This is a genomic window from Pseudonocardia aurantiaca (assembly GCF_039526725.1).
Taxonomy (GTDB): Bacteria; Actinomycetota; Actinomycetes; order Mycobacteriales; family Pseudonocardiaceae; genus Pseudonocardia; species Pseudonocardia aurantiaca.
Genome location: NZ_BAAAJG010000008.1, coordinates 468428 through 494471, shown reverse-complemented (window position 1 = coordinate 494471; position 26044 = coordinate 468428). Strand labels below are relative to the sequence as shown.

The 26044-nt window shown below is 72.4% G+C and carries 25 protein-coding genes; 14 read left to right on the top strand and 11 right to left on the bottom strand.

What is annotated here, in order from left to right:
- The first annotated feature begins 10 nt into the window (after positions 1–10).
- Positions 11–1765, top strand: coding sequence for an aa3-type cytochrome oxidase subunit I (gene ctaD / locus ABD143_RS12235; protein ID WP_343975907.1), 1755 nt, complete (start codon positions 11–13; stop codon positions 1763–1765).
- 65 nt (positions 1766–1830) lie between these two features.
- Here the strand turns inward: ctaD and ABD143_RS12230 are convergent, their stop codons facing one another.
- The 3 genes from ABD143_RS12230 to mptB are packed head-to-tail and all read right to left on the bottom strand — an operon-like array spanning position 1831 to position 5176.
- Positions 1831–2610: an ABC transporter permease gene (locus ABD143_RS12230; RefSeq protein ID WP_343975904.1), complete on the bottom strand. Its 780-nt coding sequence runs from the start codon at positions 2608–2610 to the stop codon at positions 1831–1833.
- A complete protein-coding gene (locus tag ABD143_RS12225) occupies positions 2607–3533 on the bottom strand; it encodes an ABC transporter ATP-binding protein (RefSeq protein WP_343975901.1) in 927 nt (308 codons plus the stop codon). The genes ABD143_RS12230 and ABD143_RS12225 overlap by 4 nt, the downstream gene beginning before the upstream one ends.
- Positions 3534–3544: 11 nt before the next feature.
- On the bottom strand, positions 3545–5176 hold the full coding sequence (gene mptB / locus ABD143_RS12220) for a polyprenol phosphomannose-dependent alpha 1,6 mannosyltransferase MptB (protein WP_343975898.1): 1632 nt from the start codon (positions 5174–5176) through the stop codon (positions 3545–3547).
- A gap of 352 nt (positions 5177–5528) precedes the next feature.
- Here mptB and ABD143_RS12215 point away from each other — a divergent pair, with 352 nt between their 5' ends.
- The 7 genes from ABD143_RS12215 to ABD143_RS12185 all read left to right on the top strand — a co-directional run bounded on the left by ABD143_RS12215 (position 5529) and on the right by ABD143_RS12185 (position 11923).
- On the top strand, positions 5529–6269 hold the full coding sequence (locus tag ABD143_RS12215; RefSeq protein WP_379659725.1) for a helix-turn-helix transcriptional regulator: 741 nt from the start codon (positions 5529–5531) through the stop codon (positions 6267–6269).
- A complete protein-coding gene (sufB, locus tag ABD143_RS12210) occupies positions 6269–7696 on the top strand; it encodes a Fe-S cluster assembly protein SufB (protein ID WP_343975895.1) in 1428 nt (475 codons plus the stop codon). Before ABD143_RS12215 ends, sufB begins: the two co-directional genes overlap by 1 nt.
- Positions 7693–8895, top strand: coding sequence for a Fe-S cluster assembly protein SufD (gene sufD / locus ABD143_RS12205; protein WP_343975892.1), 1203 nt, complete (start codon positions 7693–7695; stop codon positions 8893–8895). Before sufB ends, sufD begins: the two co-directional genes overlap by 4 nt.
- Before the next feature lie 28 nt (positions 8896–8923).
- Positions 8924–9694: a Fe-S cluster assembly ATPase SufC gene (gene sufC, locus ABD143_RS12200; RefSeq protein WP_343975889.1), complete on the top strand. Its 771-nt coding sequence runs from the start codon at positions 8924–8926 to the stop codon at positions 9692–9694.
- Complete coding sequence (locus tag ABD143_RS12195) at positions 9694–10986, top strand: cysteine desulfurase (RefSeq protein ID WP_343975886.1); 1293 nt, start codon at positions 9694–9696, stop codon at positions 10984–10986. Before sufC ends, ABD143_RS12195 begins: the two co-directional genes overlap by 1 nt.
- A gap of 2 nt (positions 10987–10988) precedes the next feature.
- A complete protein-coding gene (gene sufU, locus ABD143_RS12190) occupies positions 10989–11474 on the top strand; it encodes a Fe-S cluster assembly sulfur transfer protein SufU (RefSeq protein ID WP_343975883.1) in 486 nt (161 codons plus the stop codon).
- Positions 11475–11581: 107 nt separating this feature from the next.
- A complete protein-coding gene (locus tag ABD143_RS12185; protein WP_343977344.1) occupies positions 11582–11923 on the top strand; it encodes a metal-sulfur cluster assembly factor in 342 nt (113 codons plus the stop codon).
- A 78-nt stretch (positions 11924–12001) separates the two neighbouring features.
- On the opposite strand, the gene ABD143_RS12180 is transcribed toward ABD143_RS12185, so the two are convergent.
- The 6 genes from ABD143_RS12180 to ABD143_RS12155 all read right to left on the bottom strand — a co-directional run bounded on the left by ABD143_RS12180 (position 12002) and on the right by ABD143_RS12155 (position 17299).
- Complete coding sequence (locus tag ABD143_RS12180; RefSeq protein ID WP_343975880.1) at positions 12002–13315, bottom strand: serine hydrolase domain-containing protein; 1314 nt, start codon at positions 13313–13315, stop codon at positions 12002–12004.
- Positions 13316–13553: 238 nt separating this feature from the next.
- Entirely contained in the window at positions 13554–13700 is a 147-nt protein-coding gene (locus tag ABD143_RS12175) for a WYL domain-containing protein (RefSeq protein ID WP_343975877.1), read from the bottom strand.
- A gap of 38 nt (positions 13701–13738) precedes the next feature.
- A complete protein-coding gene (locus tag ABD143_RS12170; protein WP_343975874.1) occupies positions 13739–14578 on the bottom strand; it encodes an arylamine N-acetyltransferase family protein in 840 nt (279 codons plus the stop codon).
- Between the two features lie 33 nt (positions 14579–14611).
- Positions 14612–15601: an adenylate/guanylate cyclase domain-containing protein gene (locus ABD143_RS12165; protein ID WP_343975871.1), complete on the bottom strand. Its 990-nt coding sequence runs from the start codon at positions 15599–15601 to the stop codon at positions 14612–14614.
- A 2-nt stretch (positions 15602–15603) separates the two neighbouring features.
- Positions 15604–16053: a universal stress protein gene (locus ABD143_RS12160; RefSeq protein WP_343975868.1), complete on the bottom strand. Its 450-nt coding sequence runs from the start codon at positions 16051–16053 to the stop codon at positions 15604–15606.
- A gap of 61 nt (positions 16054–16114) precedes the next feature.
- Positions 16115–17299 (bottom strand): lycopene cyclase family protein, encoded by a 1185-nt coding sequence (locus ABD143_RS12155; protein ID WP_343975865.1) that lies wholly within the window; start codon positions 17297–17299, stop codon positions 16115–16117.
- Between the two features lie 107 nt (positions 17300–17406).
- Between ABD143_RS12155 and ABD143_RS12150 the strand changes: the two genes are divergently transcribed.
- Entirely contained in the window at positions 17407–18927 is a 1521-nt protein-coding gene (locus ABD143_RS12150; RefSeq protein WP_343975862.1) for a deoxyguanosinetriphosphate triphosphohydrolase family protein, read from the top strand.
- Between the two features lie 87 nt (positions 18928–19014).
- Here ABD143_RS12150 and ABD143_RS12145 read toward each other — a convergent pair whose 3' ends face one another.
- On the bottom strand, positions 19015–19839 hold the full coding sequence (locus ABD143_RS12145) for an SDR family oxidoreductase (RefSeq protein WP_343975859.1): 825 nt from the start codon (positions 19837–19839) through the stop codon (positions 19015–19017).
- Positions 19840–19963: 124 nt separating this feature from the next.
- Between ABD143_RS12145 and ABD143_RS12140 the strand changes: the two genes are divergently transcribed.
- The 5 genes from ABD143_RS12140 (at position 19964) to ABD143_RS12120 (ending at position 25437) form a co-directional block, all read left to right on the top strand.
- A complete protein-coding gene (locus ABD143_RS12140) occupies positions 19964–21586 on the top strand; it encodes an ABC-F family ATP-binding cassette domain-containing protein (RefSeq protein WP_343975856.1) in 1623 nt (540 codons plus the stop codon).
- A 320-nt stretch (positions 21587–21906) separates the two neighbouring features.
- Positions 21907–22116, top strand: a complete 210-nt coding sequence (locus tag ABD143_RS12135; protein WP_075942968.1) for a helix-turn-helix domain-containing protein — start codon at positions 21907–21909, stop codon at positions 22114–22116.
- Positions 22117–22156: 40 nt separating this feature from the next.
- A complete protein-coding gene (locus tag ABD143_RS12130; RefSeq protein ID WP_343975853.1) occupies positions 22157–22960 on the top strand; it encodes an enoyl-CoA hydratase/isomerase family protein in 804 nt (267 codons plus the stop codon).
- 155 nt (positions 22961–23115) lie between these two features.
- Entirely contained in the window at positions 23116–25083 is a 1968-nt protein-coding gene (locus ABD143_RS12125; RefSeq protein WP_379659727.1) for an ABC transporter ATP-binding protein, read from the top strand.
- Positions 25084–25218: 135 nt separating this feature from the next.
- Entirely contained in the window at positions 25219–25437 is a 219-nt protein-coding gene (locus tag ABD143_RS12120; RefSeq protein ID WP_343975850.1) for a hypothetical protein, read from the top strand.
- Positions 25438–25459: 22 nt separating this feature from the next.
- On the opposite strand, the gene ABD143_RS12115 is transcribed toward ABD143_RS12120, so the two are convergent.
- A complete protein-coding gene (locus ABD143_RS12115; RefSeq protein ID WP_343975847.1) occupies positions 25460–26032 on the bottom strand; it encodes a TetR/AcrR family transcriptional regulator in 573 nt (190 codons plus the stop codon).
- Between the last annotated feature and the right edge of the window lie 12 nt (positions 26033–26044).

Genomic DNA, 26044 nt, shown 5'->3' with positions numbered 1-26044 from the left:
GGAGGCACCCATGACCGCCGTTTCACCGAAGCCGATCACCTCGCGGCCGTACCCGGTGCGACGGACGGGCAAGGGCTCGATGTTCGTGCGGATGCTGGGGACCACCGACCCCAAGGACATCGCGATCCTCTACCTGGTGACGTCGTTCGGGTTCTTCATGGCCGGCGGGTTGATGGCGCTGTTGATGCGCGCCGAGCTGGCGCGGCCGGGCATCCAGTTCCTGTCCAACGAGCAGTACAACCAGCTTTTCACCCAGCACGGCACGATCATGCTGTTGCTGTACGCCACGCCGATCCTGTTCGGGTTCGCGAACTACATCGTCCCGCTACAGATCGGGTCGCCGGACGTGGCGTTCCCGCGGCTGAACGCGTTCTCGTACTGGCTCTTCCTCTTCGGCGGGCTCACCGTGCTCTCCGGGTTCCTCACGCCGGGCGGCGCCTCTGACTTCGGCTGGTTCGCGTATGCACCGCTGCACAGCGCCGAGTTCTCGCCCGGCGTCAGCGGCAGCCTGTGGGCCGCCGGGCTGATCGTCTCCGGACTCGGGACGATTCTCGGTGCGGTCAACTTCACCACCACGATCGTCTGCATGCGCGCCCCCGGCATGACGATGTTCCGGATGCCGATCTTCTGCTGGAACATCCTCGCCACCGCGATCCTCATCCTGATCGCGTTCCCGGTGCTGACCGCGGGGCTCTTCGCGATGCTGGCCGACCGGCACCTGGGCACCCACGCGTTCGACCCGGCCAACGGCGGCGCCATCCTGTGGCAGCACCTGTTCTGGTACTTCGGGCATCCCGAGGTCTACATCGTGGCGCTGCCGTTCTTCGGCATCGTCACCGAGATCATCCCGGTGTTCAGCCGGAAGCCGCTGTTCGGCTACAAGGGGATGGTCTTCGCGACGATCGCCATCACCGCCCTGTCGGTTGTGGTGTGGGCCCACCACATGTACGCCACGGGCGCGGTGCTGCTGGCGTTCTTCTCGCTGACCACGTTCCTCATCGCGGTGCCGACGGGGATCAAGTTCGTGAACTGGATCGGCACGATGTGGCGGGGGAAGCTCACGTTCGAGACCCCGATGCTCTTCAGCATCGGGTTCCTGGCCACCTTCGTGTTCGGCGGCCTCACGGGTGTCCTGCTGGCGTCTCCACCGCTGGACTTCAACGTCTCGGACACCTACTTCGTGGTGGCGCACTTCCACTACGTGCTGTTCGGCACGATCGTGTTCGCCACCTATGCCGGCATCTACTTCTGGTTCCCGAAGATGACCGGCCGGATGATGGACGAGACGCTGGGCAAGGTGCACTTCTGGCTGACGTTCGTCGGCTTCCACATGACGTTCCTGGTGCAGCACTGGCTGGGCAACGAGGGCATGCCGCGCCGCTACGTCGACTACCTCCCGACCGACGGGTTCACGGTGCTGAACTCGATCTCCTCGATCGGGGCGTTCGTGCTGGGCGCGTCGACGCTGCCGTTCGTCTGGAACGTCTTCAAGAGCTACCGCTTCGGGCGGGTCGTGACGGTCGACGATCCGTGGGGCTTCGGGAACTCGCTGGAGTGGGCCACGAGCTGCCCGCCGCCGCGGCACAACTTCACGGAGCTGCCGCGGATCCGGTCGGAGCGTCCGGCGTTCGAGCTGCACTACCCGCACCTGGTGGAGCGCTTCCGCGAGGAGGCGCACGTCGGGCAGCGGGCCGGCGCCTCCGAGCAGATCGCGCAGCAGGTCGGGCCGGAGGACCCGCCCGAGGCGGACCCGCGCTCCCGCTGACCAGGCCCTCGTTCAGGGCCCGGCGCAGGTGCCCGCCGGCTGACCGCCGCTCGCCGAGGCGCCGCTCAGCGCAGGCGCACGGTCCGGACCGCCAGCGCGGTGGCCGCGGCCGTCCAGCCCAGGAGCACGAGCACGTACCCGACACTCGGCGGCTCCCCGGTCGTCAGCGCGGCCCGCAGTCCTTCCGCGAGCGCCCCCGAGGGGAGGGCGGCGGCGACCGCCGCCAGCGGCCCGGGGAGCTGGTCCAGCGGGATGACGATCCCGCCCGCGAGCAGCAGCACGAACCACACGAGGTTGGCGACGGCGAGTGTGATCTCCGCCCGCAGCGAGCCGCCCAGCAGGATGCCGAGCGACCCGAACGCCGCGCACCCGAGCAGCACCAGCAGGACCGCCCACCCGACGCCCGCCGGGGCGGGACGCCAGCCGAGCGCGAAGGCGATCGCGGCCAGCACCACGATCTGGATCGCCACCACCCCGAGCACGGCCACCAGCCGCCCCGCCACCAGCAGCCAGCGGGGGAGCGCGGTGGCCGCGAGCCTGCGCACCACCCCGTAGCGGCGGTCGAAGCCGAGTGCGATGGCCTGCCCGGTGAACGCCGTGGACATCACGGCCAGCGCGAGGATGCCCGGCGCCACCGCGGCGACCCGCGGCTCGGGCAGCGGCACCACCCGCAGCACCGCGAGCCCGACGAGCAGCACCGCCGGGATCAGCAGCGTGAGCAGCACCTGTTCGCCGTTGCGCAGCGCGAGCCGCATCTCGGTGCCGGCCTGGGCGGCGAGCATCCGGCCGGGGGAGCCCGGCCCCGGCTGCGGCGTGAAGGTGCCGTCCGGGAACGTGCCGCTCATGACCGCAGCTCCCGTCCGGTCAGGTCGAGGAACACGTCCTCGAGGCTGCGCCGCGCCACCTGCACGTCGTCGGCGAGGGCGCCCTGGCCCGCGCACCACGTGGTGATCGTGGACAGCACTGTGGGGTCGATGCGGCCCTGCACGACGTACCGGCCCGCGACCGGTTCGGCGGCGCCGTAACCGGCGGGCAGCACGGCGGCGAGGCCGTCGACGTCCATGCCGGGGCGGGCGCGGAACCGCAGCTCCTGCCCTCCGCTGGCGGCGGTGAGCGCCGCAGGCGAGCCCTGTGCCACCACACGTCCGTGGTCGACGATCACGACGTGGTCGGCCAGCGCCTCGGCCTCCTCCATCAAGTGCGTGGTGAGCAGCACGGACACCCCGTCGCGGCGCAGCGCCGCCACCAGCTCCCACACCAGCCGCCGGGCCTGCGGGTCCATCCCGGCCGTCGGCTCGTCGAGGAAGACCAGCTCGGGGCGCCCGACCACCGCGCAGGCGAGCGCGAGCCGCTGCTGCTGGCCCCCGGACAGGCGCTTGTACGGCGTGCGTGCGCAGGCGGTGAGCCCGAGCACGGACAGGAGCCACTCGGGGTCGAGCGGGTGCGCCGAGCACGCCGCCACCACCCGCAGCATCTCGGCCGCCCGCACACCCGGGTAGGCCCCGCCGCCCTGCGGCATCACCCCGATGCGGGCGCGCAGCGCGTCGGGTGCGTCGGTGGGGTCGGTGCCGAGCACCCGGACCTCGCCCTCGTCGGCGCGCAGGAAGCCCTCGCAGACCTCCATGGTGGTGGTCTTCCCGGCGCCGTTAGGCCCCAGCAGAGCGAGCACGGACGCAGCCGGCAGCTCCAAGTCGAGTCCATCGACCGCGGTGGTGCGTCCGTAGCGCTTCACCAGCCCGCGGACAGCGACGGCGGGCGCGGTCCTCACGGCTGGGGATTCTAGTGAGCGGTCGATGGTGGTGCGGGGACCGGCGCCCGTCCGGGGAGCGCGTCGATGTCGGGACCGGTCTGTCCGGCGAGCTGGCGGCGCAGGACCAGCAGCACGAGCACGAGGATGACGATCGCGGCGATGATCGCCATCGGCAGCTGGAATGCCCGGAACTGGAAGTCGGCCCCGGTCGGCGGGACGACGAGGGCGAGCACGCCAGAGGCCGCGAGCGCCAACCGCCGGTACTTGGGGAGCCCCTTCGTCGCGGCGAGCGGGATGGCGGCCCAGAGCAGGTACCAGGGGTGCACGATCGGCCCGAGCAGCACGACGGCGCCGAGCGCGGTGCCCATGCCGGTGATCGCGTCGACGCGGCCCCGCAGCACTGCCAGCAGCAGCATCCCGGCCACGACCGCGGATGCGGCGAGCCCGATCCCGCGGGTCAGCGCGAGCACCGAGTCGGTGTGGTCGCCCAGGCCGCCGAGGATGCCGATCTGCCCGCCCAACAGGCCCAGGTCGGTGGACACCGACAGCCAGCTGCGTATCAGCCCCGGCGTGTCCAGCGTGGTCGCCCAGCCCAGCCCCAAACCGGTCGCCAGGTCGAGCAGCCCGTAACAGAGGACCGTGATGGCGGCGAGCAGACCGGCGGCGATCGCAACGTCGCGGACGCGCCCCCCGCGCCGGCGCGCCCACTCCATGCCGAGGAACCCCAGCGCGAGCAGTGCCGGCACCTTGATCGCCGACCCCGCGACGATGAGCAGCCCGCCGGTGAGGAAATGGATGTCGAGTAGCCGGTCGCCGGCGCGCAGCCCGATCTCCATGCCCGCGAGCATCAGCCCGAGCATCAAGGCCTCGTTGTGGATGCCGCTGACCAGGTGGAACAGCACCAGCGGGTTGGCGGCGCCGAGCCAGAGCGCGAGGCCGGGCTCGAGCCCGCAGCGCCGGGCGAGCCGGGGTATGGCCCAGATGATGAGCGCGAGGCCGCACAGCGCGAGCACGCGGTGGGCGAAGATGCCGAGCACGACGTCGTTGCCGCTGATCGCGGTGATCCCGCGGCCCATGAGCAGGAACAGCGGTCCGTACGGGGCGGGAGTGTCCCGCCAGATCGTCGGGATGCTGCGGGTGAGCGGGTCGTCGACGCCGAGTGCCTCGGCCGGGCCCAGGACATAGGGGTCGAGGTGGCGGGCGAGGATCGCGCTCTGGGCGAGGTAGCTGTAGACGTCGCGGGAGAACAGTGGCGGCGCGATGGCCAGCGGGATGGCCCACATCACGCCCGTCCTGGCCAGCTGGGCGCGGGTGGGGGCCGGCGGGACGGCGCCGTTGTTGCGCAGCATCTTGCCGATCCAGAGCCACGCGAGCACCAGCATGCCGATCCCGGCGTAGGTGACCGCGATGGCGATGGTCGCGTTGCGGCTGGGCAGGCCCAGCAGGCGCAGCCCGAAGACCGGGTTCGGGACGGGGAGCGCGCCTGCGCCGAGCCCGCCCGCGGCCATCAGGAGTGTGCCCATGAGGCCCAGCCGACGAGCGACGCGGCTCGGGTCGCGCTGCACCGATTGCCCGGCGGGCACCGCCAATTGCCCGGCGGGCGCCGCGGGGGGAGCCTCGTCCACCTCCGGGCGCGCGGAATCCAGCTCCCGGGCGACCATGGCAGAAGACTAGGCCGTGGCCTGTGAAACGTGCGCGAGGGCCTTCTCCTGGTGCCTTCCGCGTACCTCCGGGTTCCTGGAAAGCCACATTCCGACGCGCGCGAACGCAGCACATCTGCGACGTCCGACGTCCCTGTCACTGATCGCCTGTCACTGATCGCGTTCTGTCACGCTGAGCGAGCCTGCCGGCCGTGCCGCCGGGGGTGGTCGAGGTGACGAGGCCTGTTGTCGCACCCCTGGCCCCGGGTAGTGACTCACGGCCGGAGAGCGGACCGGGTGGGGCAGGGTGAGCGTGGTCACCCCGTCGGGGTGGCGCTTTGCCGTCGCGGCGGAAATAGGCAAGACTGGTGTTGTGAAAACCGCTGGGCCTGCCGACCTGGTCGACGTGCGTCCCCTCGAGGGCGCGTCGACCGGTGACGGGCGCACGCGCGAAGCCGTCGCCCGCCTGCTCATGGAGCAGGGTCCGGTCACCGCCGCCGCGGTGGCCACGGCGCTGGCGCTGTCGGGTCCGGCGGTACGCCGCCACCTCGACGCGCTCATCGCCGACGGTGAGGCCGAGGTCCGCGACGCTCCCCGGCGGGGTCGCCGCGGTCGCGGCCGTCCGGCGCGGGAGTACCTGCTCACCGACGCCGGCCGGGCGCGCTTCGGCCACGGCTACGACGAGCTCGCCGTCGCAGCGCTGCAGTTCCTCTCCGAGCACGTTGGCGAGTCTGCGGTGCGCGAGTTCGCGCGCAGCCGGGTCGACGACCTGCTCGCCGGGGCACAGCAGGTACGCGCGGCCGACGGCCCGGACGCGCGGGCGTCGGCGCTCGCTAGCCTGCTCACCGATCGCGGCTACGCAGCGCAGGCCCGCGAGGCGGGCACCGGTGTGCAGCTCTGCCAGCACCACTGCCCCGTGGCTCACGTGGCAGCGGCGTTCCCCGAGCTGTGCGAGGCCGAGACCCAGGCCTTCGCGGCGCTGCTGGGCACGCACGTGCAGCGGCTGGCCACCATCGCGCGCGGGGACTCCGCGTGCACCACCCACGTCCCGCTGGACGCTCCCGAAATCCGGCGGCACGACACCACCACGATCCCGACAGGGAGGCAGTCCTAATGACGACCACTCCTGAGGCACTCACCCAGGAGGAGACGCTCGCGACGCTCGGCCGCTACGACTTCGGCTGGGCCGATCCCGACGTCGCAGGCGCCTCCGCCCGGCGTGGCCTGTCGGCCGACGTCGTCGCCGACATCTCCGCGCTGAAGAACGAGCCCAAGTGGATGCTGGACTTCCGGCTGAAGGCTCTGGAGCTGTTCGACCGCAAGCCGATGCCACGCTGGGGCGCCGACCTCTCGGGCATTGACTTCGACAACATCAAGTACTTCGTGCGCTCCACGGAGAAGCAGGCGTCGTCGTGGGAGGAGCTCCCGGAAGACATCAAGAACACCTACGACAGGCTGGGCATCCCGGAGGCGGAGAAGGCCCGGCTGGTCGCGGGTGTGGCCGCGCAGTACGAGTCGGAGGTCGTCTACCACCAGATCCGCGAGGACCTGGAGGAGCAGGGCGTCATCTTCCTGGACACCGACACGGGCCTGCGTGAGCACCCGGAGCTCTTCCAGGAGTACTTCGGCTCGGTCATCCCCGCAGGCGACAACAAGTTCTCGGCACTCAACTCGGCCGTCTGGTCGGGCGGGTCGTTCATCTACGTGCCGAAGGGCGTGCACGTCGACATCCCGCTGCAGGCCTACTTCCGGATCAACACCGAGAACATGGGCCAGTTCGAGCGCACGCTGATCATCGTCGACGAGGGTGCCTACGTGCACTACGTCGAGGGCTGCACTGCGCCGATCTACAAGTCCGACTCGCTGCACTCGGCCGTGGTCGAGATCGTGGTGAAGAAGGGCGGGCGCTGCCGCTACACCACCATCCAGAACTGGTCGAACAACGTCTACAACCTGGTGACCAAGCGGGCCAAGGCCGAAGAGGGCGCCACCATGGAGTGGGTCGACGGCAACCTGGGCTCCAAGGTCACCATGAAGTACCCGGCTGTCTGGCTGATGGGCGAGCACGCCAAGGGTGAGGTGCTCTCGATCGCGTTCGCGGGCGAGGGCCAGCACCAGGACGCGGGGGCGAAGATGGTGCACCTCGCACCGCACACGTCCTCGACGATCATCTCGAAGTCGGTGGCGCGCGGCGGTGGCCGCACGTCCTACCGCGGCCTCGTGCAGGTCAACCCGCGCGCGCACCACAGCCGGTCCACGGTGAAGTGCGACGCGCTGCTGGTCGACACGATCAGCCGCTCCGACACCTACCCGTACGTCGACGTGCGCAACGACGACGTCTCGATGGGCCACGAGGCCACGGTCTCGAAGGTGAGCGGCGACCAGCTCTTCTACCTGATGAGCCGCGGTCTCACCGAGGACGAGGCCATGGCGATGGTCGTGCGCGGGTTCGTCGAGCCCATCGCGCGCGAGCTGCCCATGGAGTATGCGCTGGAGCTGAACCGGCTGATCGAGCTGCAGATGGAGGGTTCCGTCGGATGACCGTCCCCGACACGGCACCCGAGGTCGCAGGCCTCGCGCCGGAGCTGGCTGGGGCCAAGAAGGGGCAGGGTGAGGTGCCGATCGCTTCGGCGAGCGAGCGCTTCACCTCCTACGACGTCGAGGCCTTCGAGGTCCCCGGTGGCCGCGAGGAGAACTGGCGCTTCACCCCCATGCGGCGGCTGCGCGGCCTGCACAACGGCACGGCCCGCTTCGATGGCACCGCATCCGTCTCGGTGTCCGAGGCGGAGGGGGTCACGGTCGAGACCGTCGGCCGCGACGACTCCCGGATCGGCGAGGGCGGCGTGCCGGCCGACCGCGTGGCCGCTGCCGCTTGGTCGGCGTTCGGCAAGGCCACCCTCGTCACGCTGAGCGGCACGCCCGCCCCGGTCACGGTCACCGTCACCGGCCCGGGGGAGGGCGCCACCGCCGCCGGGCACCTGCAGCTGCGCACGGCGCCGCACACGGAGGCCACGGTCGTCGTCGAGCACCGGGGCTCCGGCGCGCTCGCTGACAACCTGGAGGTCGTGCTCGGCGACGGCTCGCGGCTCACGCTCGTCGTCACCGAGGAGTGGGCCGACGACGCCGTGCACGTCAACGCGCAGCACCTGTCGATCGGCCGGGACGCCACGCTTCGGGCCACCTCGGTGGCACTCGGCGGCGACCTGGTGCGGATCAGCCCCACCGTCAAGTACCGCGGGCCAGGCGGCGACGCCGAGCTCGCCGGGCTGGGCTTCGCCGACGCCGGGCAGCACCTCGAGCAGCGACTGCTGGTCGATCACGCGGTGCCCAACTGCACGTCGAACGTGGTCTACAAGAACGCCCTGCAGGGTGTGAAGGGCACGCCGGACGCGCACACCGTGTGGATCGGCGACGTCCTGATCCGCGCGGCGGCCGAGAACACGCAGACGTTCGAGCTGAACCGCAACCTGGTGCTCACCCAGCACGCGCGCGCCGACTCGGTGCCGAACCTGGAGATCGAGACCGGCGAGATCGCCGGCGCCGGGCACGCGAGCGCCACCGGCCGGTTCGACGACGAGCAGCTGTTCTACCTGCAGAGCCGCGGCATCCCCTCGGACGTCGCGCGCCGGCTGGTCGTCCGCGGCTTCTTCGGCGAGATCCTGTCCCGCATCACCCTGCCCGAGCTGCGGGAACGGCTCGAGTCGGCCATCGAGGCCGAGCTCGCCGTGACCGGCATCTGACGCACCCACCACGGAGAACGCACACCACATGTCCACTCTGGAGATCAAGGACCTGCACGTCTCGGTGGCCACCGACGACGGCGCCAAGGAGATCCTCAAGGGCGTCGACCTCACCGTCCGGGCCGGCGAGACCCACGCGATCATGGGGCCTAACGGCTCCGGCAAGTCCACGCTCGCCTACGCGATCGCGGGGCACCCGAAGTACGAGATCACGTCGGGCACCGTCACTCTTGACGGCTTGGACGTCCTCGCGATGACCGTCGACGAGCGTGCCCGCGCCGGCCTGTTCCTCGCCATGCAGTACCCGGTCGAGGTTCCAGGCGTCTCGATGGCCAACTTCCTGCGGTCGGCGGCCACCGCCGTGCGCGGGGAGGCGCCGAAGCTGCGCACCTGGGTCAAGGAGGTCAAGGGCGCGATGAGCGACCTCGACATCGACCCGGACTTCGCCGAGCGCTCGGTCAACGAGGGCTTCTCCGGCGGTGAGAAGAAGCGCCACGAGGTGCTGCAGCTCGCCCTGCTCAAGCCGAAGATCGCGGTGCTCGACGAGACCGACTCCGGCCTCGACGTCGACGCGCTGCGCGTGGTGAGCGAGGGCGTCAACCGCTACCGCGAGGGCGGCGAGACCGGCGTTCTGCTGATCACGCACTACACGCGCATCCTCAACCACATCCGGCCCGACGTCGTGCACGTCTTCGCCGGGGGGCGCATCGTCGAGTCCGGCGGTCCTGAGCTGGCCGACGAGCTCGAGAAGAGCGGTTACGTGCGCTTCACGGGCGGCAAGGCCGAGGCCGCGGTCTGATGACCGCGGTGCAGGCTCCCGGCGTCGCGGGAGTGGACGTTGCGAAGGTGCGGGCGGACTTCCCGATCCTCTCCCGCACCGTGCGCGACGGGCGGCCCCTGGTCTACCTGGACTCCGGGGCCACCTCGCAGCGGCCGCGGCCGGTGCTCGACGCGGAGCGGGCGTTCCTCGAGCAGCACAACGCGGCCGTGCACCGCGGCGCGCACCAGCTCGCCGAGGAGGCCACCGACGCCTACGAGTCGGCGCGGGCGCGCATCGCGGCGTTCGTCGGGGCCGACCCCGGTGAGGTGGTGTTCACCAAGAACGCCACCGAGGGCATCAACCTCGTCGCGTACGCGATGGGCAACTCCTCGGTCCGCACGGGCCTCGGGCCGGAGTCCGAGCGGTTCGCGCTCGGTCCCGGCGACGAGATCGTGATCACCGAGCTGGAGCACCACGCCAACCTCGTGCCGTGGCAGGAGCTGTGCCGGCGCACCGGCGCCACCCTGCGCTGGTACCGCGTCACCGCCGACGGTCGGCTCGACCTCGACTCGATCGAGCTGTCCGAGCGCACCAAGCTGGTGGCGTTCGCCCATCAGTCCAACGTGCTCGGCACGGTGCTGCCGGTCGCGGAGCTGGTGCGCCGGGCCAAGGCCGTCGGGGCGCTCACCCTGCTCGACGCCTGCCAGTCCGTGCCGCACATGCCGGTGCACCTGACGCAGCTCGGCGTCGACTTCGCTGCGTTCTCCGGGCACAAGATGCTCGGCCCGTCGGGTATCGGTGTGCTGTACGGGCGTGCCGAGCTGCTGGCCGCGATGCCGCCGTTCCTCACGGGTGGGTCGATGATCGAGCTGGTGCGGATGGAGGGGTCCACCTACGCCCCACCGCCGCAGCGGTTCGAGGCCGGGGTCCCGATGACGTCGCAGGCCGTGGGCCTCGGCGCGGCCGTCGACTACCTCGGCGGCATCGGGATGGACGCCGTGCACGCCCATGAGATGGAGCTCGTCCGGCTCACGCTCGCGGGCCTCGCCGAGGTGCCGGGAGTGCGGGTCATCGGCCCGACCGACCTGGCAGACCGCGGTGGCGCGGTCGCGTTCGTCGTCGATGGGGTCCACGCCCACGACGTCGGGCAGGTGCTCGACGACCACGGGGTCGCCGTGCGGGTCGGGCACCACTGCGCGTGGCCGCTGCACCGGCGCTTCGGGGTGGCCGCCACCGTGCGTGCGTCGTTCCACGTGTACAACACACCGGACGAGATCGCGGCCCTGATCAGCGGGGTGCGCGCCGCACGCGACTTCTTCGGGGTGGGCTAGCCGTGCAGCTGCAACAGATGTACCAGGAGATCATCCTGGACCACTACCGGTCGCCGCACGGCGCCGGGCTGAGGGATCCGTTCGACGCCGAGTCGTTCCAGATCAACCCCACCTGCGGCGACGAGATCACGCTGCGGGTCAAGCTCGACAACGACAAGATCACCGACGTCTCCTACGAGACGCTCGGCTGCTCGATCAGCCAGGCGTCGGCGTCCGTGCTCACCGACCTGGTCGTCGGCCGATCCGTCGAGGAGTCGATGGAGGTGCTCGCGGCGTTCCAGGAGATGGCCCAGGGTCGCGGGCAGGTCGAGCCGGACGAGGACGTGCTGGGCGACGGGGTCGCGTTCGCCGGGGTGGCGCGCTACCCGGCGCGCGTGAAGTGCGCCCTGCTGGGGTGGATGGCGTTCAAGGACGCCGTGGCGAGGAGCGCGCCCGGCGAGGGCCCGGCGAGCGTCGGTACCGTGCAAGCGAAGGAGGCAGCGTCATGAGCGAGACCACCGAGACCACCGAGACCCGCACCAACGCCGGCAGCGACACCGGTAGCGACACCGGTAGCGACATCGGCAGCGAAGAGGTCGTGCGCGGCGCGGCCGGGATGCCGGAGCCGCCGGCGCAGCAGGCCGGTGAGCCCTCGCTCGAGGACCTCGAGGAGGCCATGCGCGACGTGGTCGACCCCGAGCTGGGCATCAACGTCGTCGACCTCGGGCTGGTGTACGGCATCCAGGCCGAGAAGGGTGTAGCCACGATCGACATGACCCTCACGTCGGCGGCGTGCCCGCTCACCGACGTGATCGAGGAGCAGGCCCGCGGCGCGCTCATCGGCCCCGGCCTCGTCGAGGACATCAAGATCAACTGGGTCTGGATGCCGCCGTGGGGCCCGGACAAGATCACCGAGGACGGCCGCGAGCAGCTGCGCGCCCTGGGCTTCCGCGTCTGACCTGATCGCACGCACGACTCCACGAACGGCGCTCCCGTCCGGTGCTTCCGGACGAGAGCGCCTACATGTGTCGGCCGCTCAGCTGTAGAGCGCGCCCATGACTGCCTTCGCCAGCTCGACGGCTGGCGGGTCGCCGTTGACGGCCGGTGCTGGGGTGGCCCAGGTGACGATCGTGATCCGCCGGGCCGGGTCGTAGCCCATGAACGAGTTGTAGCCGGGCAGCTCACCGGTGTGCCCGTAGACGGAGGGACCGAACCGGGCAAGCGCGAGGCCGTACGCCGCGCTTCCGGGGTCAGCGCCGCTCGGCTGGAGGCTGTCGAGGCGCTGCCGCTGCATGTCCGCGTTCAGCATCCCGCCGCCGACCAGAGCCTGGACCCACCGCGCGAGGTCCTCGGCGGTCGAGGTCCCCGAACCGGCAGTCCATGCCCACGACGGGTTGGCGCCGGTGACGTCCATCGGCGTGATCTCGCCCGCCTTCGCCGCCGCCTGCACGTCGTCGGGCAGCACCGGGCTGTACATCGTGCCGAGGTTGGTGCCGTAGGTGTAGCCGCGCGCATACGGGGCCGGCATGGCGTTCGAGCTGAGGTCCGGAAGCTCGGTGCCCTTCATGCCCAGTGGGGCGAACAACCGGTTCTGGAACTCCTCCGCGACGGGGGTGCCGGTGAGCTGCTCGATGATCAGGCCGAGCAGCACCGTGTTGGTGTTGGAGTAGTAGAAGGTCGTGCCCGGCTCGGCGACCGGAGGCATTGCGAACGCCTTCGCCAGCAGCTCCTCGGGCTTCCACGCCTGCGTCGGGTAGATGTCGCCGCGGTTGTTGAGGTCGACGTCCAGCGTGTAGTTCGCGAGGCCGCTCCGCATCTCGAGCAGGTTGGCGATCGTGATGCGGTCGCCGCCGGGGACCTCGGGGCGGTACTTCGACACCGGGTCGGCGAGCGCGATCTTCCCCTCCTGGACGAGCTGCAGGATCACCGTTCCGGTCCAGGTCTTCGTGTTGCTGCCGACCCGGACGTGGTCGCCCACCTGCACCGGGTCGTTGCCGAGGCGGGTGCGGGAGCCCGTCACCCACGTCCAGTCGCCCAGCTCCGGTGACCGCACGAGTACGACGCCGCCGGTGACGAGCAGATCCTCGGCAATCCGTTCCAGCTCCGGCCGCAGCGTGGCGGCGTACCCGGGCGCCGTCCCGAGCGAGGCCGCCCCGGGCGACGCCGTCCCGGGCGACGCCGCCCCTGGTGACGTCCCTGTACCGGCCGGCACCGTGCACGCCGCCGCGGCCGTGAGCGCCGCAACCGCGACGAGTGACGTGGCCGCCCGCCGGATGACGGTGCGGGTTCGACGGTCTGTGGTCGCTGGTCGGGGCGTCGTCGTTCGGGGCGTCGTCGTTCGGGGCGTCATGGTGCCTCCGCGGTGGACGGGCGCAGCCCGCCGCTCGGGCGACGGGCGCAGGACCCGTGGGGATTGCGGGTTCGTCCCGTTCATGAGGCCCGTTACTCGGCAGGCCGCCGCACCCGCCCGCGGGCCGGGCGTCGGGCATCAGCCTCGAACGGCTCGCGCGGTCGATCCGCGCCGCCGAGGGGGTAGGACTACCGCGGGCGTTCGGTTGGGGTGGGAGCTCAGCCGCCCGCCGCGCGGGTCACTCGGCGCGGGACGACACTAGGTACCAGCGGCGGCCCGCGGTGACGAGCCCGTGCGGCTCGACGTGGCGCGGGCCCTCGCCGCCGTCCGCGGTGGTGTACCGCATCCGCACCGGTTCCCGGTTCGCGATGGCTGCCGCGAGCACGGTGAGGCGCGCCGGGTCGATGCGCGCCAGGCGCCCGATCAGAACAGTCGCGCGAGCGCCGTCTCCAGGTCGGGCAGGCCGGAGGTGTCGAGCAGGAACTGCTCCTCCAGCGCTCGCCGGATGTCGGCGGGCGTTGACAGCGTGCGGCGCTCGGTGGGGCCGCCGAGGTGGTGCACGGCGAGGTTCGTGCCACCCAGCGCGTACCGGCGGTCGGCCGCTGGGCGGGCGGCCATGATCCCGCTCAGGAAGTGCGAGGCCGGGTGGTTGCCGAGGTACCAGTTGCTCAGCTCGTAGTCGACGGGGAGCTGCGGGGTGAGGTCGAAGCGGTAGAGCGGGCGCCACTCCCCGCCCACCAGCGCCTGCATCACGTAGCCGGGCCCGGCCGGTCCTGCGACCTCCTGCAGCCGGAACGGCTCGTGCGGGGTGTCCTGCTCGACATCGGGCTCCAGCGCGAGCACGCCCGTGAGCGTCAGCCCTCCGAACCCGACGTCGACGAGGTGCGGGCCCTCCGGCAGGTCGACGCGCAGGAGCATGTGCCCGCGGGGGGTGAGCGGCGCGTCTGCAGGGCGCCCCCACATGACCCGGGCGGCGAGGCCGGTGGTGGCGTACCCGAGAGCGTCGAGCGCGCCGCGGAGCAGGAGGTTCTGCTCGAAGCACCAGCCGCCGCGGCCGCCGTGAACGAGCTTCCCGGCCAGGCCGTCGGGGTCGAGGCGCACCTCCCGCCGGGTGAACGGGTCGAGGTTCTCGAACGCGATGGAGCGGGCGTGCGCGGCGACGATCGTGCGGAGCGTCGGCAGGTCGGGGGTGGTGGCGTCGGCCGCGCCGATCCGGTCGAGGTAGTCGGTCAGGCGGACGTCGGCGGCGGTGGCGGTGGTCATGGTCCCATCTTGGGAGCTGGACCCGCCTCTAGGTCAAGAACCGGTTTCGAGCCGCCACGGGTGGAGGTTCCGGTAGCCGCGCACGGCGACGGGCCGCAGCGGCCGCAGCGCGAACCCCGGATCGGCCTGCAGGGCCTCGGCGACGGTGCGGTCGACGAGCACCGAGTCGGGGCGGGCGTGGGCGGTGAGCCGGGAGGCGATGTTGACGACCTCGCCGTAGACGTCGCCGTACCGCGCGAGTACCGGCCCCGCCGCGAGCCCGATCCGCAGCTGCGGCAGCGCGGGTTCGGTGCGAACGCGGTCGCGCAGCGTCAGCGCGATCCGCGCGCCGTCGGCGATCTCGTCGGCGACGAACAGCACCTCGTCGCCCACGGTCTTGACGACCCGCCCGTGACCGTCGGCGATCACGTCGGTCGTGGCCGCCTCGAACCGCTCGATCATCTCGCTCAGCTCGCCCGTCGAGCGTTTCCGGGTGGTGTGGGTGAACCCGACCATGTCCGCGAACCCGACGACCAGCGGCCACGTGTCGGAGTCCTCGGGCGCGCTCGTCACGAAGAGCCGCTGGATCGTCGCCGCGAGGTGCCGGCGCCAGACGTAGGTCTGCAGCTCCTCGAACGCGGGGACGACTGCGGCGGCGAGCTCCAGCGACCGCTCCGGCGCGCCGGGCCCGCTCTCGCTCTCGCCCTCCGTCTGGCTCTCGACGACCCGCCGCACCATGCCGACCTGCCACTCCGCGAGCCGAGCCATCGACTGCGCGACGGCCCGCGCCACCGCCTCGCGGACCTCCGGCGCCAGCACACCCGCGTCACCGAGGCTCGCCATCAGCCGGGCCGCGTCCACGTCCCGCTGGGTGAAGACCACCTCTTCGTCGCCCACCTTGGGGAACCCGAGCGCCCGCCACAGCCCGTGGGCCTCCTCGGGGGCGAGGCCTGCCGCCTCGGCCACCTGCAGGCGCGTGAAGCGCCGCGGTGCGCCGAGCACCAGTTCCTCGAGCGACTCGTCGAGCGGGTGGCTCGCGGTCACCGTCAGATGGTGTGGACGATCAGCACGTCCACCCCGGCCCGGCGGGCGACATCGGAGGGCACCGAGCCGAGCAGCCGGCCGCTCAGCGTGTTGAGCCCCCGGTTGCCGACGACGAGCAGGTCGGCGCCCGCGTCCTGCACCGCCTTGCGCAGCACGTCGACGGGCGCGCCGTCGACGGCGATCGTGCGGATCTTGCGCGCGCCTGCGCCAGCGGCGCGCTCCTCCGCCGAGCGGAGCGTCTCCTCGGCGGGCGTCCAGCCGCGCACGAGGTAGGCCTCGTCCTTCAGCGCGTCCTCGGCTTCCGCGGTGTCCTCGCGGCTGGCGGGGGTGTAGGCGCAGACGATCACGAGTTCGGCGCTGCTGTCGGCTGCCACGGCGGCGGCGCGGTCCACGGCGGCGAACGACGTGGCGGAGCCGTCGGTGCCGACGACGATGGTGCGGTAGGCGGACATGTGCCCTCCCGGCGTCGGGGAACGTGGCTGAAGGTTACCGGTGGTAGCAGCAGGGCGCCGGTCAGGCCCTCGGCGCGGCGGGTGGGAGCAGCGCGGGGAGGACGAGCCGCCTGCGCAGTCGCCCGTCCGCTGCCGCGAACAGCGCTCCCATGGTCGCCGCCGTCGCGCGCAGATCCGAGCGTGCGGTCAGATAGGCCCGGCGGCGGCGTTCGGGAAGGCTGAAGAACACCTCGAAGAAATCTGGCACCTCGTCGGGCGGCATCCGCAGCAGCGCCTCCAGCCCGATGCGCCGGAACCGGTGCACCGCCCGGGCGCCCCGCGGCCAGACGGCCGCGCGGGCGGCCGCGAGCGCAGCGTCCGGACCGGCGAGGAGCCTGCGGGCGACCGCGTCCGCCACCGCCGGGGCGAGCGTGAGCGCGGTGGCCACGCTGAACCCGGTGGCGGGGTGCACCAGCGGCGCGGCGGCGCCGAAGCCGAGCACCCCCGGCACGTCGTGGCGCGGCGAGTCGACCGGGAACCGCACCTTCTCGGCGCGCGCGTCCGCCGGGGGCGTGATCCCGTGGGCGGCGAGGCGGGCGAGCAGCCGCCGGCGTAGCGCCGGCTGGTCGAGCCCGGGACGGCGGGCGAGCGAGGTCTCTTCCAGCAGCACCTCGCCGCCCCCGAGCGGGACACCGTAGAGGAACGTTGGCCAGCCCCGTTCGCCGTGGTCCTGGCGCCAGTCCATGAACAGCGCCGCACCCGGCTCGACGAGGGCGGCGGCGTCCCGTTCGGGCACGACCACCCCGTACGCCGTCTGCTCGGCCGCGCACCGGGGGGACGGGCCGGAGAACAGCGGCTGGCGGTGCCCACCGGCGTCGACGACAACCGCGGCGCGCACCTGCGTGCCGTCCGCGAGCCGCACCGCGCCCCCGCCGAACCCGACCGCCCGCCCGGCACGAACGTCCACGTCGGCCAGCCCGGCGTCCAGGTGCGCGCGCAGCGCCGGGACGTCCAGCACCGCGTACTCCCAGCCGAGCCGGTGCTCGGTGCGGGCGACCGCACGGCCGGCGGCGGTGGCGGCCAGGAGGTTGCAGGGGAGCTGCGGCGGCAGCTCGGCGGCCCAGCATCCGTAGGTGATCCGCCACGGCGCGTCGGGGGTGGGGTCGACCAGCGTGGTGCGCAGCCCACGGTGCGCGGCGGCCGCGGCGAGAGCCCGCCCGGCAGGCCCACCGCCGACGACGAGCAGCTCCGGATCGGCACGACGCACACGCCGGTTCTACCCGCTGGCGCACCCGGAGTTCAGGAAAGCCACATTGCGGAACTCCTGGGACCTGATGCGGCTTCGCTGAACCCTGTGGGGGATAGCCTCCCGCTGTGCTCGATCACGGCGCCCGGGCGGCGCGGCGCTCGCCGGTGGAGGAGAGCGGAGCCGGTCTCGCCAACAGCCCGTTCCGTGTCGACCGCGACCGGATCGCCGCGTCGCCGTTCTTCGCCCGGCTCGCGGGTGTCACGCAGGTGGTGAGCCCGACCGGCAACGGGCTCCTGCTGCACAACCGGCTCACCCACAGCCTCCAGGTCGCGCAGGTCGCCAGGGCCCTCGCCGAGCGCCTGTGCGGCGACCCGGCCACCGCCGCCCAGCTCGACGCGCTCGGCGGCCTCGACGCGGACGTCGTCGAGGCCGCGGCGCTGGCGCACGACCTCGGCCACCCCCCGTTCGGGCACCTGGGGGAGCAGGTGCTCGACCGGCTCGGCCGGGGTCTGGGGCTCGCCGACGGGTTCGAGGGCAACGCGCAGACCTTCCGCATCGTCACCACCACCGACCTACACGGCCCCGGCCGCAACGGGCTCGACCTCACCGCGGCCGTCCGCGCCGCGGTGCTCAAGTACCCGTGGGCGCGCCTCGGCCACCCCGACCCGCACCCGAGCAAGGCGGCGCTGCCGCCGCGCGGTGCCGGGCCGCTGCCCGGTGCCCCTGACGCCGGCTCGGCCAAGTTCTGCAGCTACCTCACCGAGCTCGACGACCTGGTGGCGAGCCGGGCGCCGTTCGCCGGGGCCGTCGGGCCGTGGCAGCAGACGGTGGAGGCCGCGGTGATGGACACCGCCGACGACATCGCCTACGCCATCCACGACCTAGAGGACTTCCACCGCGTCGGGGTGCTGCAGCAGCCGGGCGTCGCGGCCGAGCTGGGCGGCTGGCTCCGCGACCGCACGGGCCTCGCGGCGGCCGATCCCGCTGCCCTCGGGTCCCTACGCCCCGGCGCCGACCTCGAGTGGCTGCGCAGGCGGTTGCGCGACAAGGACTCGTGGGCGTTCTCCGACGAGGCCTTCGCCGCGGCCGTCGCCGTGGTGCGGGGGGAGCTGGTGGACGGGCTGCTCGCCGTGCCGTTCGACGGGTCGATGGCCGCCGAGCGCGCGGTGGCCGAGTTCTCCGCGCGCTGGACCGCGCGGCTCGTGGGGGGCGTGCGGGTGCTGGCCGACCCGCCGGTGCGCGCCGCGCCCGTGCTGTTGGCCGAGGCGCCGTGGCACGAGGTGGCGGTGCTCAAGTTCGTGCACCACCGGTTCGTGCTGCAGCGCGCGGACCTCGCCTCCTACCAGCGTGGGCAGGCGACCGTGCTCAGCGGGCTGGTCGGCGCGCTCGCCGACTGGCTCACCGACGATGACGAGCCCGTGCGCCTGCCGCCCCGACTGCACGACCTCGTCGCCCTCGCGCACGAGGAGTACCGCTCCCTCGCCGCCGACGGGCTGCTCGGCCCGGATCCGGACGTTGACGCGTTGGCGCGGGCCCGGGCCGTGCTCGACTACGTGGCCTCGCTGACCGACGGTCAGGCCGCCGCGCTGCTCGACGTGCTCACCGGCCGCTCGGCCCGGCTGTGGACCGACGCCGTGGTGCTGTGAGAAGGCGGTGCTCCAGGAGCTCCTAGAGGAGCGCCCTGAACAACTCGGCCAAACTGCGCGCTACGGGCGGGGTTGTTCAGGACCCTCCTATGCGCTGCCGAGCGAGCCGGTGGAGAGGATGCCGCCGTCCACCCGCACGGTCTCGCCGGTGATCCACGAGGCGGCGTCGGAGACGAGGAACCCGACGAGCGCGGCGACGTCCTCCGGGGTGCCCAGCCGCTTCATCGGGTAGGCGGCGCTGACCTTGTCCTCTCCCTCGGCGTAGAGGGCGGTGGCGAACTTCGTCTTGACGACGGCCGGGGCGACGGCGTTGACCCGGATCTTCGGCCCGAGCTGCCACGCGAGCTCCTCGGTGAGCCGGATCAGCGCCGCCTTGGACGCCCCGTACGCCGGGATCACCCCGGTCGAGCGGATGCCGGCCACCGACGCCAGGTTGACGACGGCGCCGCCGTGCTCGCCCATCCACGCCCGGTAGGCCAGCTGCACGAACCCGAGCGCGGCGACCACGTTGGTGTCGAACGTCTTGCGGACGGCGCCGAGGTCGGCGTCCATGAGGAACCCGTAGGTCGGGTTGATGCCGGTGTTGTTGACCAGGATCCCGAGGCTCCCGAACCGCTCGACGGTCTTCGTCACGGCCTCCTCGCGCGCGTCGTCCGAGCCCGCGTTGCCGGGCACCGCGAGCACCCGGGAGGTGTCGCCGCCCGCGGCGTCCGAGGCGAGCTTGTCTGCGGCGACGGCCAGCTCGTCGGGCTTGCGGGCGGTGATCGTGACCGACGCGCCTCGGCCCAGCAGCTCGGCGGCGATCGCGAAGCCGATGCCGCGGCTGGCGCCCGTGACGAGTGCGGCCCGGCCGGCGAGGTCGGCGGAAGGCGAAGCGGGACGGGGGCCAGGGTCCGCGGTGACGTCGGTCATGGGGGGACCATACTTCCCGAATCGCGTGGCGCAGCCCGGTACGCTGGAGCGGTGATCCGGATCGGGTAGGGGCTGCCGCGGCCCATCCCACGTCAACCCGCCGGACCCCTCTTGGAGCTCCCTCTTGATCACCGCCACCGACCTGGAACTGCGCGCTGGGTCCCGGATCTTGTTGTCCGGGGCCAACCTGCGCGTACAGCCGGGCGACCGCATCGGTCTCGTCGGGCGCAACGGCGCCGGCAAGACCACGTCGATGCGCGTGCTGGCGGGCGAGGGCGAGCCCTACGGCGGCGGGGTGCTGGTCAACAGCCCGGTCGGCTACCTCCCGCAGGACCCTCGCGAGGGCGACCTGCGTGTCTCGGCGAAGGACCGGGTGCTGTCGGCCCGCGGTCTCGACGAGATGCTGCGCGAGATGGAGAAGGCCCAGACCGCGATGGCCGAGCTGGTCGACGGCGCACAGAACGAGAAGGCCGTGCGCGCCTACGGGCGCATCGAGGAGCGGTTCTCCGCGCTCGGTGGGTACGCGGCCGAGAGCGAGGCCGCGCGGATCTGCGCTCACCTCGGGCTTCCCGACCGTGTGCTGAACCAGTCGATCGCCACGCTGTCCGGCGGGCAGCGGCGCCGGGTCGAGCTCGCCCGCATCCTCTTCGCGGCCTCCGACGGCGGCTCGCAGAGCGCCACCACCCTCCTGCTCGACGAGCCCACCAACCACCTCGACGCCGACTCGATCACGTGGCTGCGCTCGTTCCTGTCGGCCCACGAGGGCGGGCTCGTCGTGATCAGCCACGACACCGAGCTGCTTGCGGCCGTGGTCAACAAGGTGTGGTTCCTCGACGCCACGCGCGGCGAGGTCGACAGCTACAACATGGACTGGCGCCGCTACCAGGAGGCGCGGGCCACCGACGAGAAGCGGCGCCGCCGCGAGCGCGCCAATGCCGAGAAGAAGGCGGCGGCCCTGCAGACGCAGGCGGCGAAGATGGGAGCGAAGGCCACCAAGGCCGTCGCGGCGAAGAACATGGCGCGCCGGGCCGACCAGCTGCTCGCGGGGCTCGAGCCCACCCGCAAGCAGGACCGGGTCGCCCGCATCCGCTTCCCCGACCCCGCCCCGTGCGGGCGCACGCCGCTGACCGCCGAGGGCCTGTCCAAGGCGTTCGGCTCGCTCGAGGTGTTCACCGGCGTGGACCTCGCCGTCGACCGCGGCACGAAGGTCGTCGTGCTGGGGCTCAACGGCGCAGGCAAGACCACGCTGCTGCGCCTGCTCGCCGGCACCGAGTCCCCGGACGCCGGGCGGGTCGTGCCCGGCCACGGGCTGCGCACCGGCTACTTCGCCCAGGAGCACGACACCCTCGACATGGACGCCACGGTCTGGGAGAACGTCCGGCACGCCTCTCCGGACACCCCGGAGCAGCAGCTGCGCACGCTGCTGGGGGCGTTCATGTTCTCGGGCGAGCAGCTGGAGCAGCCCGCCGGCACGCTCTCCGGCGGCGAGCGCACTCGGCTCGCGCTGGCCGGCCTGGTGTCCAGTTCGGCCAACGTGCTGCTGCTCGACGAGCCCACCAACAACCTGGACCCCGCGAGCCGCGAGCAGGTGCTCGACGCTCTGCGGCAGTTCTCGGGTGCCGTCGTTCTGGTCACGCACGACCCCGGCGCCGTCGAGGCGCTCGACCCCGACAAGGTGATTGTCCTGCCCGACGGCACCGAGGACCACTGGTCGGCGGACTACCTCGAACTGGTGCAGCTGGCCTGATCGGGCGATTCGCGAATTCCGCACCTGCCACCCGATCGGCATGCCCCTCTCAGCATGTCGAGTGGATGTCCTCGACCTCGTCGTCACAGCCCGGCGCTAGATCGACTCCGGGAGTGAGAACCACGTGGCGACGGGGTGAAATCACGGTGAGAAACGGGTGGATATGATCACCCGTGTGCGTGGTCCTTTCGGCGGAACCGTTCACCGATCACCGAGTGGATCTCCTGGTCCCGGGTATTCCTGTGGACGATCATTGCGACACCGGGGGGGCCGGTAACGATCCGTCGGCGGGTTCGCGGGCGGGCGAAGGAGGAAAGGCCGTGGCCGACCTGAAGAAGGGTGCACGCATCACCGGCACCCAGCGCGACAAGCTCGCCACCGATCTGAAGAAGAAGTACGAGAAGGGTGCCAGCATCCGCGCGCTAGCGGAGCAGACCGGTCGCTCGTACGGATTCGTGCACCGGGTGCTGTCGGAGACGGGCGTGTCGCTGCGCGGGCGTGGTGGCGCCACGCGCACGAAGAAGAAGTAGCCGGCGAAGCGGCAGTCCTACCGCGGGGTAACCTGCCCGCGTGACGACATCGGCGGTCGACCCGGAGCTTCTCCTGCGCGGAGGGCTCGCGTTCGAGGTCGACGGGCCACGTGCGACGGTCACACTCGCCCGTCCCGAGGTTCTGAACGCGCAGACCCCTCTCACATGGGAGGCGCTCCGCGCGATCGGCGAGTCGCTACCCGACGAGGTGCGGGTGGTGGTCGTCCGCGGCGAGGGCAGGGCGTTCTCCGCCGGCCTCGACAAGCGGTTCTTCGCCGCGCAGGAGGTCGACGGATTGCCCGGGATCGCCGGGATCGCCGCGCTGTCCGACGACGACGCGGACGCCACCATCGCCGGGTTCCAGTCCGGCTTCTCCTGGCTGCGCCACCCTGCCCGCGTCACGGTGGCGGCAGTCCAGGGGCACGCGATCGGCGGCGGCTTCCAGCTCGCGCTCGCCTGCGACCTGCGGGTCGTCGCCGACGACGTGCAGTTCTGCATGGCGGAGACGAGCCTCGGCATCGTCCCGGACCTCGGCGGCACTTACCCGCTGGTGCACGCCGTGGGGTACGCGCGTGCCGTCGAGATCTGCCTGACCGGGCGCCGGGTGGGCGCGCAGGAGGCCGTGGCGTCCGGCCTTGCGCTGCGCTCGGTGCCCGTTGGCGAGCTCGACGCGGCCGTCGACGAGCTGGTCACGGGCTTGGTCTCGGCGCCGGCGAAGGCCGCTGCGGAGACGCTCGGCCTGCTGGCGGGTGTGGCCGACGGCGCCGACCCGGCCGATGCCCTCGCGGCCGAACGGGCAGCCCAGCTGCGTCGGCTGCGGTCCCTCGCGGCAGGCGAGGGCTAAGGAGCGCGCTCCTTGAGCTAAGAGCGCCTTGAACAACTACGCCGCTGCTATGGGCGGAGTTGTTCAGGATCGCTGGACGGCGCGGGCGGGAGTACACCGGGCGCCCCCGTTGTTGTTCACTCGCGGATGCAACGGTGTAAGTAAGGGGGCCGCCTGTGGACCGACCGATGGTGATGTTGCGCGGTGTGGCCCGCGCGGCCGACGCGCCCACGTCCGTCAAGAAGGGCACGATCCCGCGGATCTGGGCGTTCGCGCGCCCCTACCGGGGCTGGCTCCTCGCCTTCCTGCTGCTCACGGTCGTGTCGGCGACGGTCGGCGTGCTCACGCCGGTGCTCGCCGGCCGCGTGGTCAACGCGATCGTCGCGGGCGGGAACGTGTCGGCGGCCGCGGGCACTGTCATCGGGCTGGCGGGCGGGATCGCGGCACTCGCGGTGCTGGAAGCCGTCGTCGGGCTCGTGTCGCGGTGGTTCTCCTCGCGCATCGGTGAGGGTCTCATCGTCGACCTGCGCCGTGTCGTGTTCGAACACGTGCAGCGGATGCCGGTGGCGTTCTTCACGCGCACCCGCACGGGAGCGCTGGTGAGCAGGCTCAACAACGACGTGATCGGCGCCCAGTCGGCGATCACGTCGACACTCGCCGCCGTGTTGAGCAACGCGATCCAGCTCGCGCTCGCCCTCGGCGTGATGATCTCGCTGGCCTGGCAGGTCACGCTTCTCGCCCTCCTGCTGCTGCCGGTCTTCGTGCTCCCGGCCCGCCGGATGGGCCGCACCATCGCGGACCTGCGCCGGGAGTCGGCCGACCTCAACGCAGGCATGAGCACCCAGATGACCGAGCGGTTCTCCGCGCCCGGCGCCACGCTCGTGAAGCTCTTCGGCCGGCCCGACGAGGAGGTGCGGGAGTTCGGGGCGCGGGCCGAGCGGGTGCGCGACATCGGGGTGCGTACGGCGATGGTCTCGCGCGTCTTCGTCACGACGCTGTCGCTGGTCTCCGCGCTCGCCCAGGCGCTGGTCTACGGCCTCGGCGGCTACCTCGCCGTCACCGGCGCGATCGAGCCGGGCACGGTCGTCACCCTCGCGCTCCTGCTGACCAGGCTCTACACGCCGATGACGGCCCTGGCCAACGCGCGCGTCGACGTGATGACCGCGCTCGTGTCGTTCGAGCGCGTGTTCGAGGTGCTCGACCTGAAACCGATGATCACCGAGCGGCCCGATGCGCGGGGGCTGCCGGACGGGCCGGTGGACGTGCGGGTGCGCGACGTCCGGTTCGGCTACCCGAGCGCCGACCGGGTCTCGCTCGCCTCCCTCGAGGACGTCGCCGTGCTCGACGCCCGCAGCGGCGTCGAGGTGCTGCACGGCGTGGACCTGGAGGTCGGCGCCGGCCGGCTGGTGGCGCTCGTCGGCTCGTCCGGGGCCGGGAAGTCGACGCTGGCCTCGCTGGTGCCGAGGCTCTACGACGTGGACTCGGGTGCGGTGGAGCTCTCGGGTGTCGACGTGCGCGACCTGACCTTCGCCGCCGTGCGCGGGGCCGTCGGGGTCGTGACGCAGGATGGGCACCTGTTCCACGACACGATCCGGGCCAACCTGAGCTACGCCGCCCCGGACGCCACCGATGCCGAGATCGTCGATGCGCTACGGCGGGCGCGGCTGGGTGACCTGATCGACGCGCTGCCCGACGGCCTGGAGACGGTCGTGGGGGAGCGCGGGTACCGCCTCTCGGGCGGCGAGCGGCAACGGCTGACGATCGCGCGGCTGCTGCTGGCCCGGCCGCGCGTGGTGATCCTCGACGAGGCCACGGCGCACCTGGACTCCGAGTCGGAGGCCGCGGTGCAGGCGGCGCTGGCCGAGGCGCTGGAGGGGCGCACGGCGATCGTCATCGCGCACCGCCTGTCCACGGTGCGCGCGGCCGACCAGATCGCGGTGCTCGAGCACGGCCGGATAGTCGAGCGGGGCACGCACGACGAACTGCTCGCCGCGGACGGGCGGTACGCGACGCTGTACCGCACCCAGTTCGCCGCGGGCGACGCCGGTGGCGACGACACCGGCGACGCCGGCGGGGAGCAGGGCGTCGAGTGCGGCATCCCGGGCTGCACTGCCCGCCACCGCGAGGAGCACCTCGTCGGCTGAGCCGTGATTTCCCGGACGTGTCGGACGACATGTCCGGGTTGACCCGGCTGATGGGACGATGGGGTGAGGGTGGTCCGAGAGTCGACGCTGACCGCCGCACCCGCCCTGAATCGGCCGGGCTGGAGAAGACGCCACATGATCATGCTCTGCGAGCGCTGCTGCGCTCCCATCGGCGACTGGGAGCCGGTGCTCCGCCTCGCCCATCTCGGGGATGCGCTGCCCGACGGCAGCGTCCGCTGGGTGCACAGCTACGTGCACACCCGGCCCTGCGTCGCCGAGTGCGCCGGCCCACGCGAACGCCCGGACACCGGGTCGTGGGATCCGTCGCGGGGGATCGGCGGCTTCCGGCCCTAGGAGCGCCGGCTGGCTCGCCCCGTCAGCGGCGGCGCCGGACGGCTCCTTCGACGAGGTCCAGCACACCCTCCAGGTCGTCGGCCGGCAGGCCCGTCGCCAGGTGCGACACCAGCCCCTCCAGCATGAGCTCCAGGTAGCGGGCCAGCACCGGCACCGGCACGTCGTCGCGCAGGGCGCCGGCACGCGCCTGGCGTTCGAGCCGGGCTCGGGTGGCCGCCGTGAGGGCTTCGGCGTGGTTGCGCCAGCGGTCGCGGAAGCCGGGGTCGGTGCGACCGCGGCGGGCGATCTCCAGGAACGTGCCCGTCCAGCCGACGTCGATGGACTCCGGTGAGGCGAGCAGCTCCCGCATCACCTGCACGAGGCCCTGCTCGGCCACCAGGTCGGCCATGCGCTCGGTGTCCTGCTCGGCGAGGGCGAGGAAGAGGGCTTCCTTGTCGCGGAAGTGGTGGAAGATCGCGCCCCGGGAGAGCCCCGTGGACTGCTCCAGCCTGCGCACAGTGGCGCCCTCGTAGCCGTGGCGCGCGAAGCAGCCCCGGACCCCGTCGAGGATGCGTTGGCGCCGGGCGGCGAGCTCGTCGGTGCTGACGCGGGGCACCCGCTGAGAATA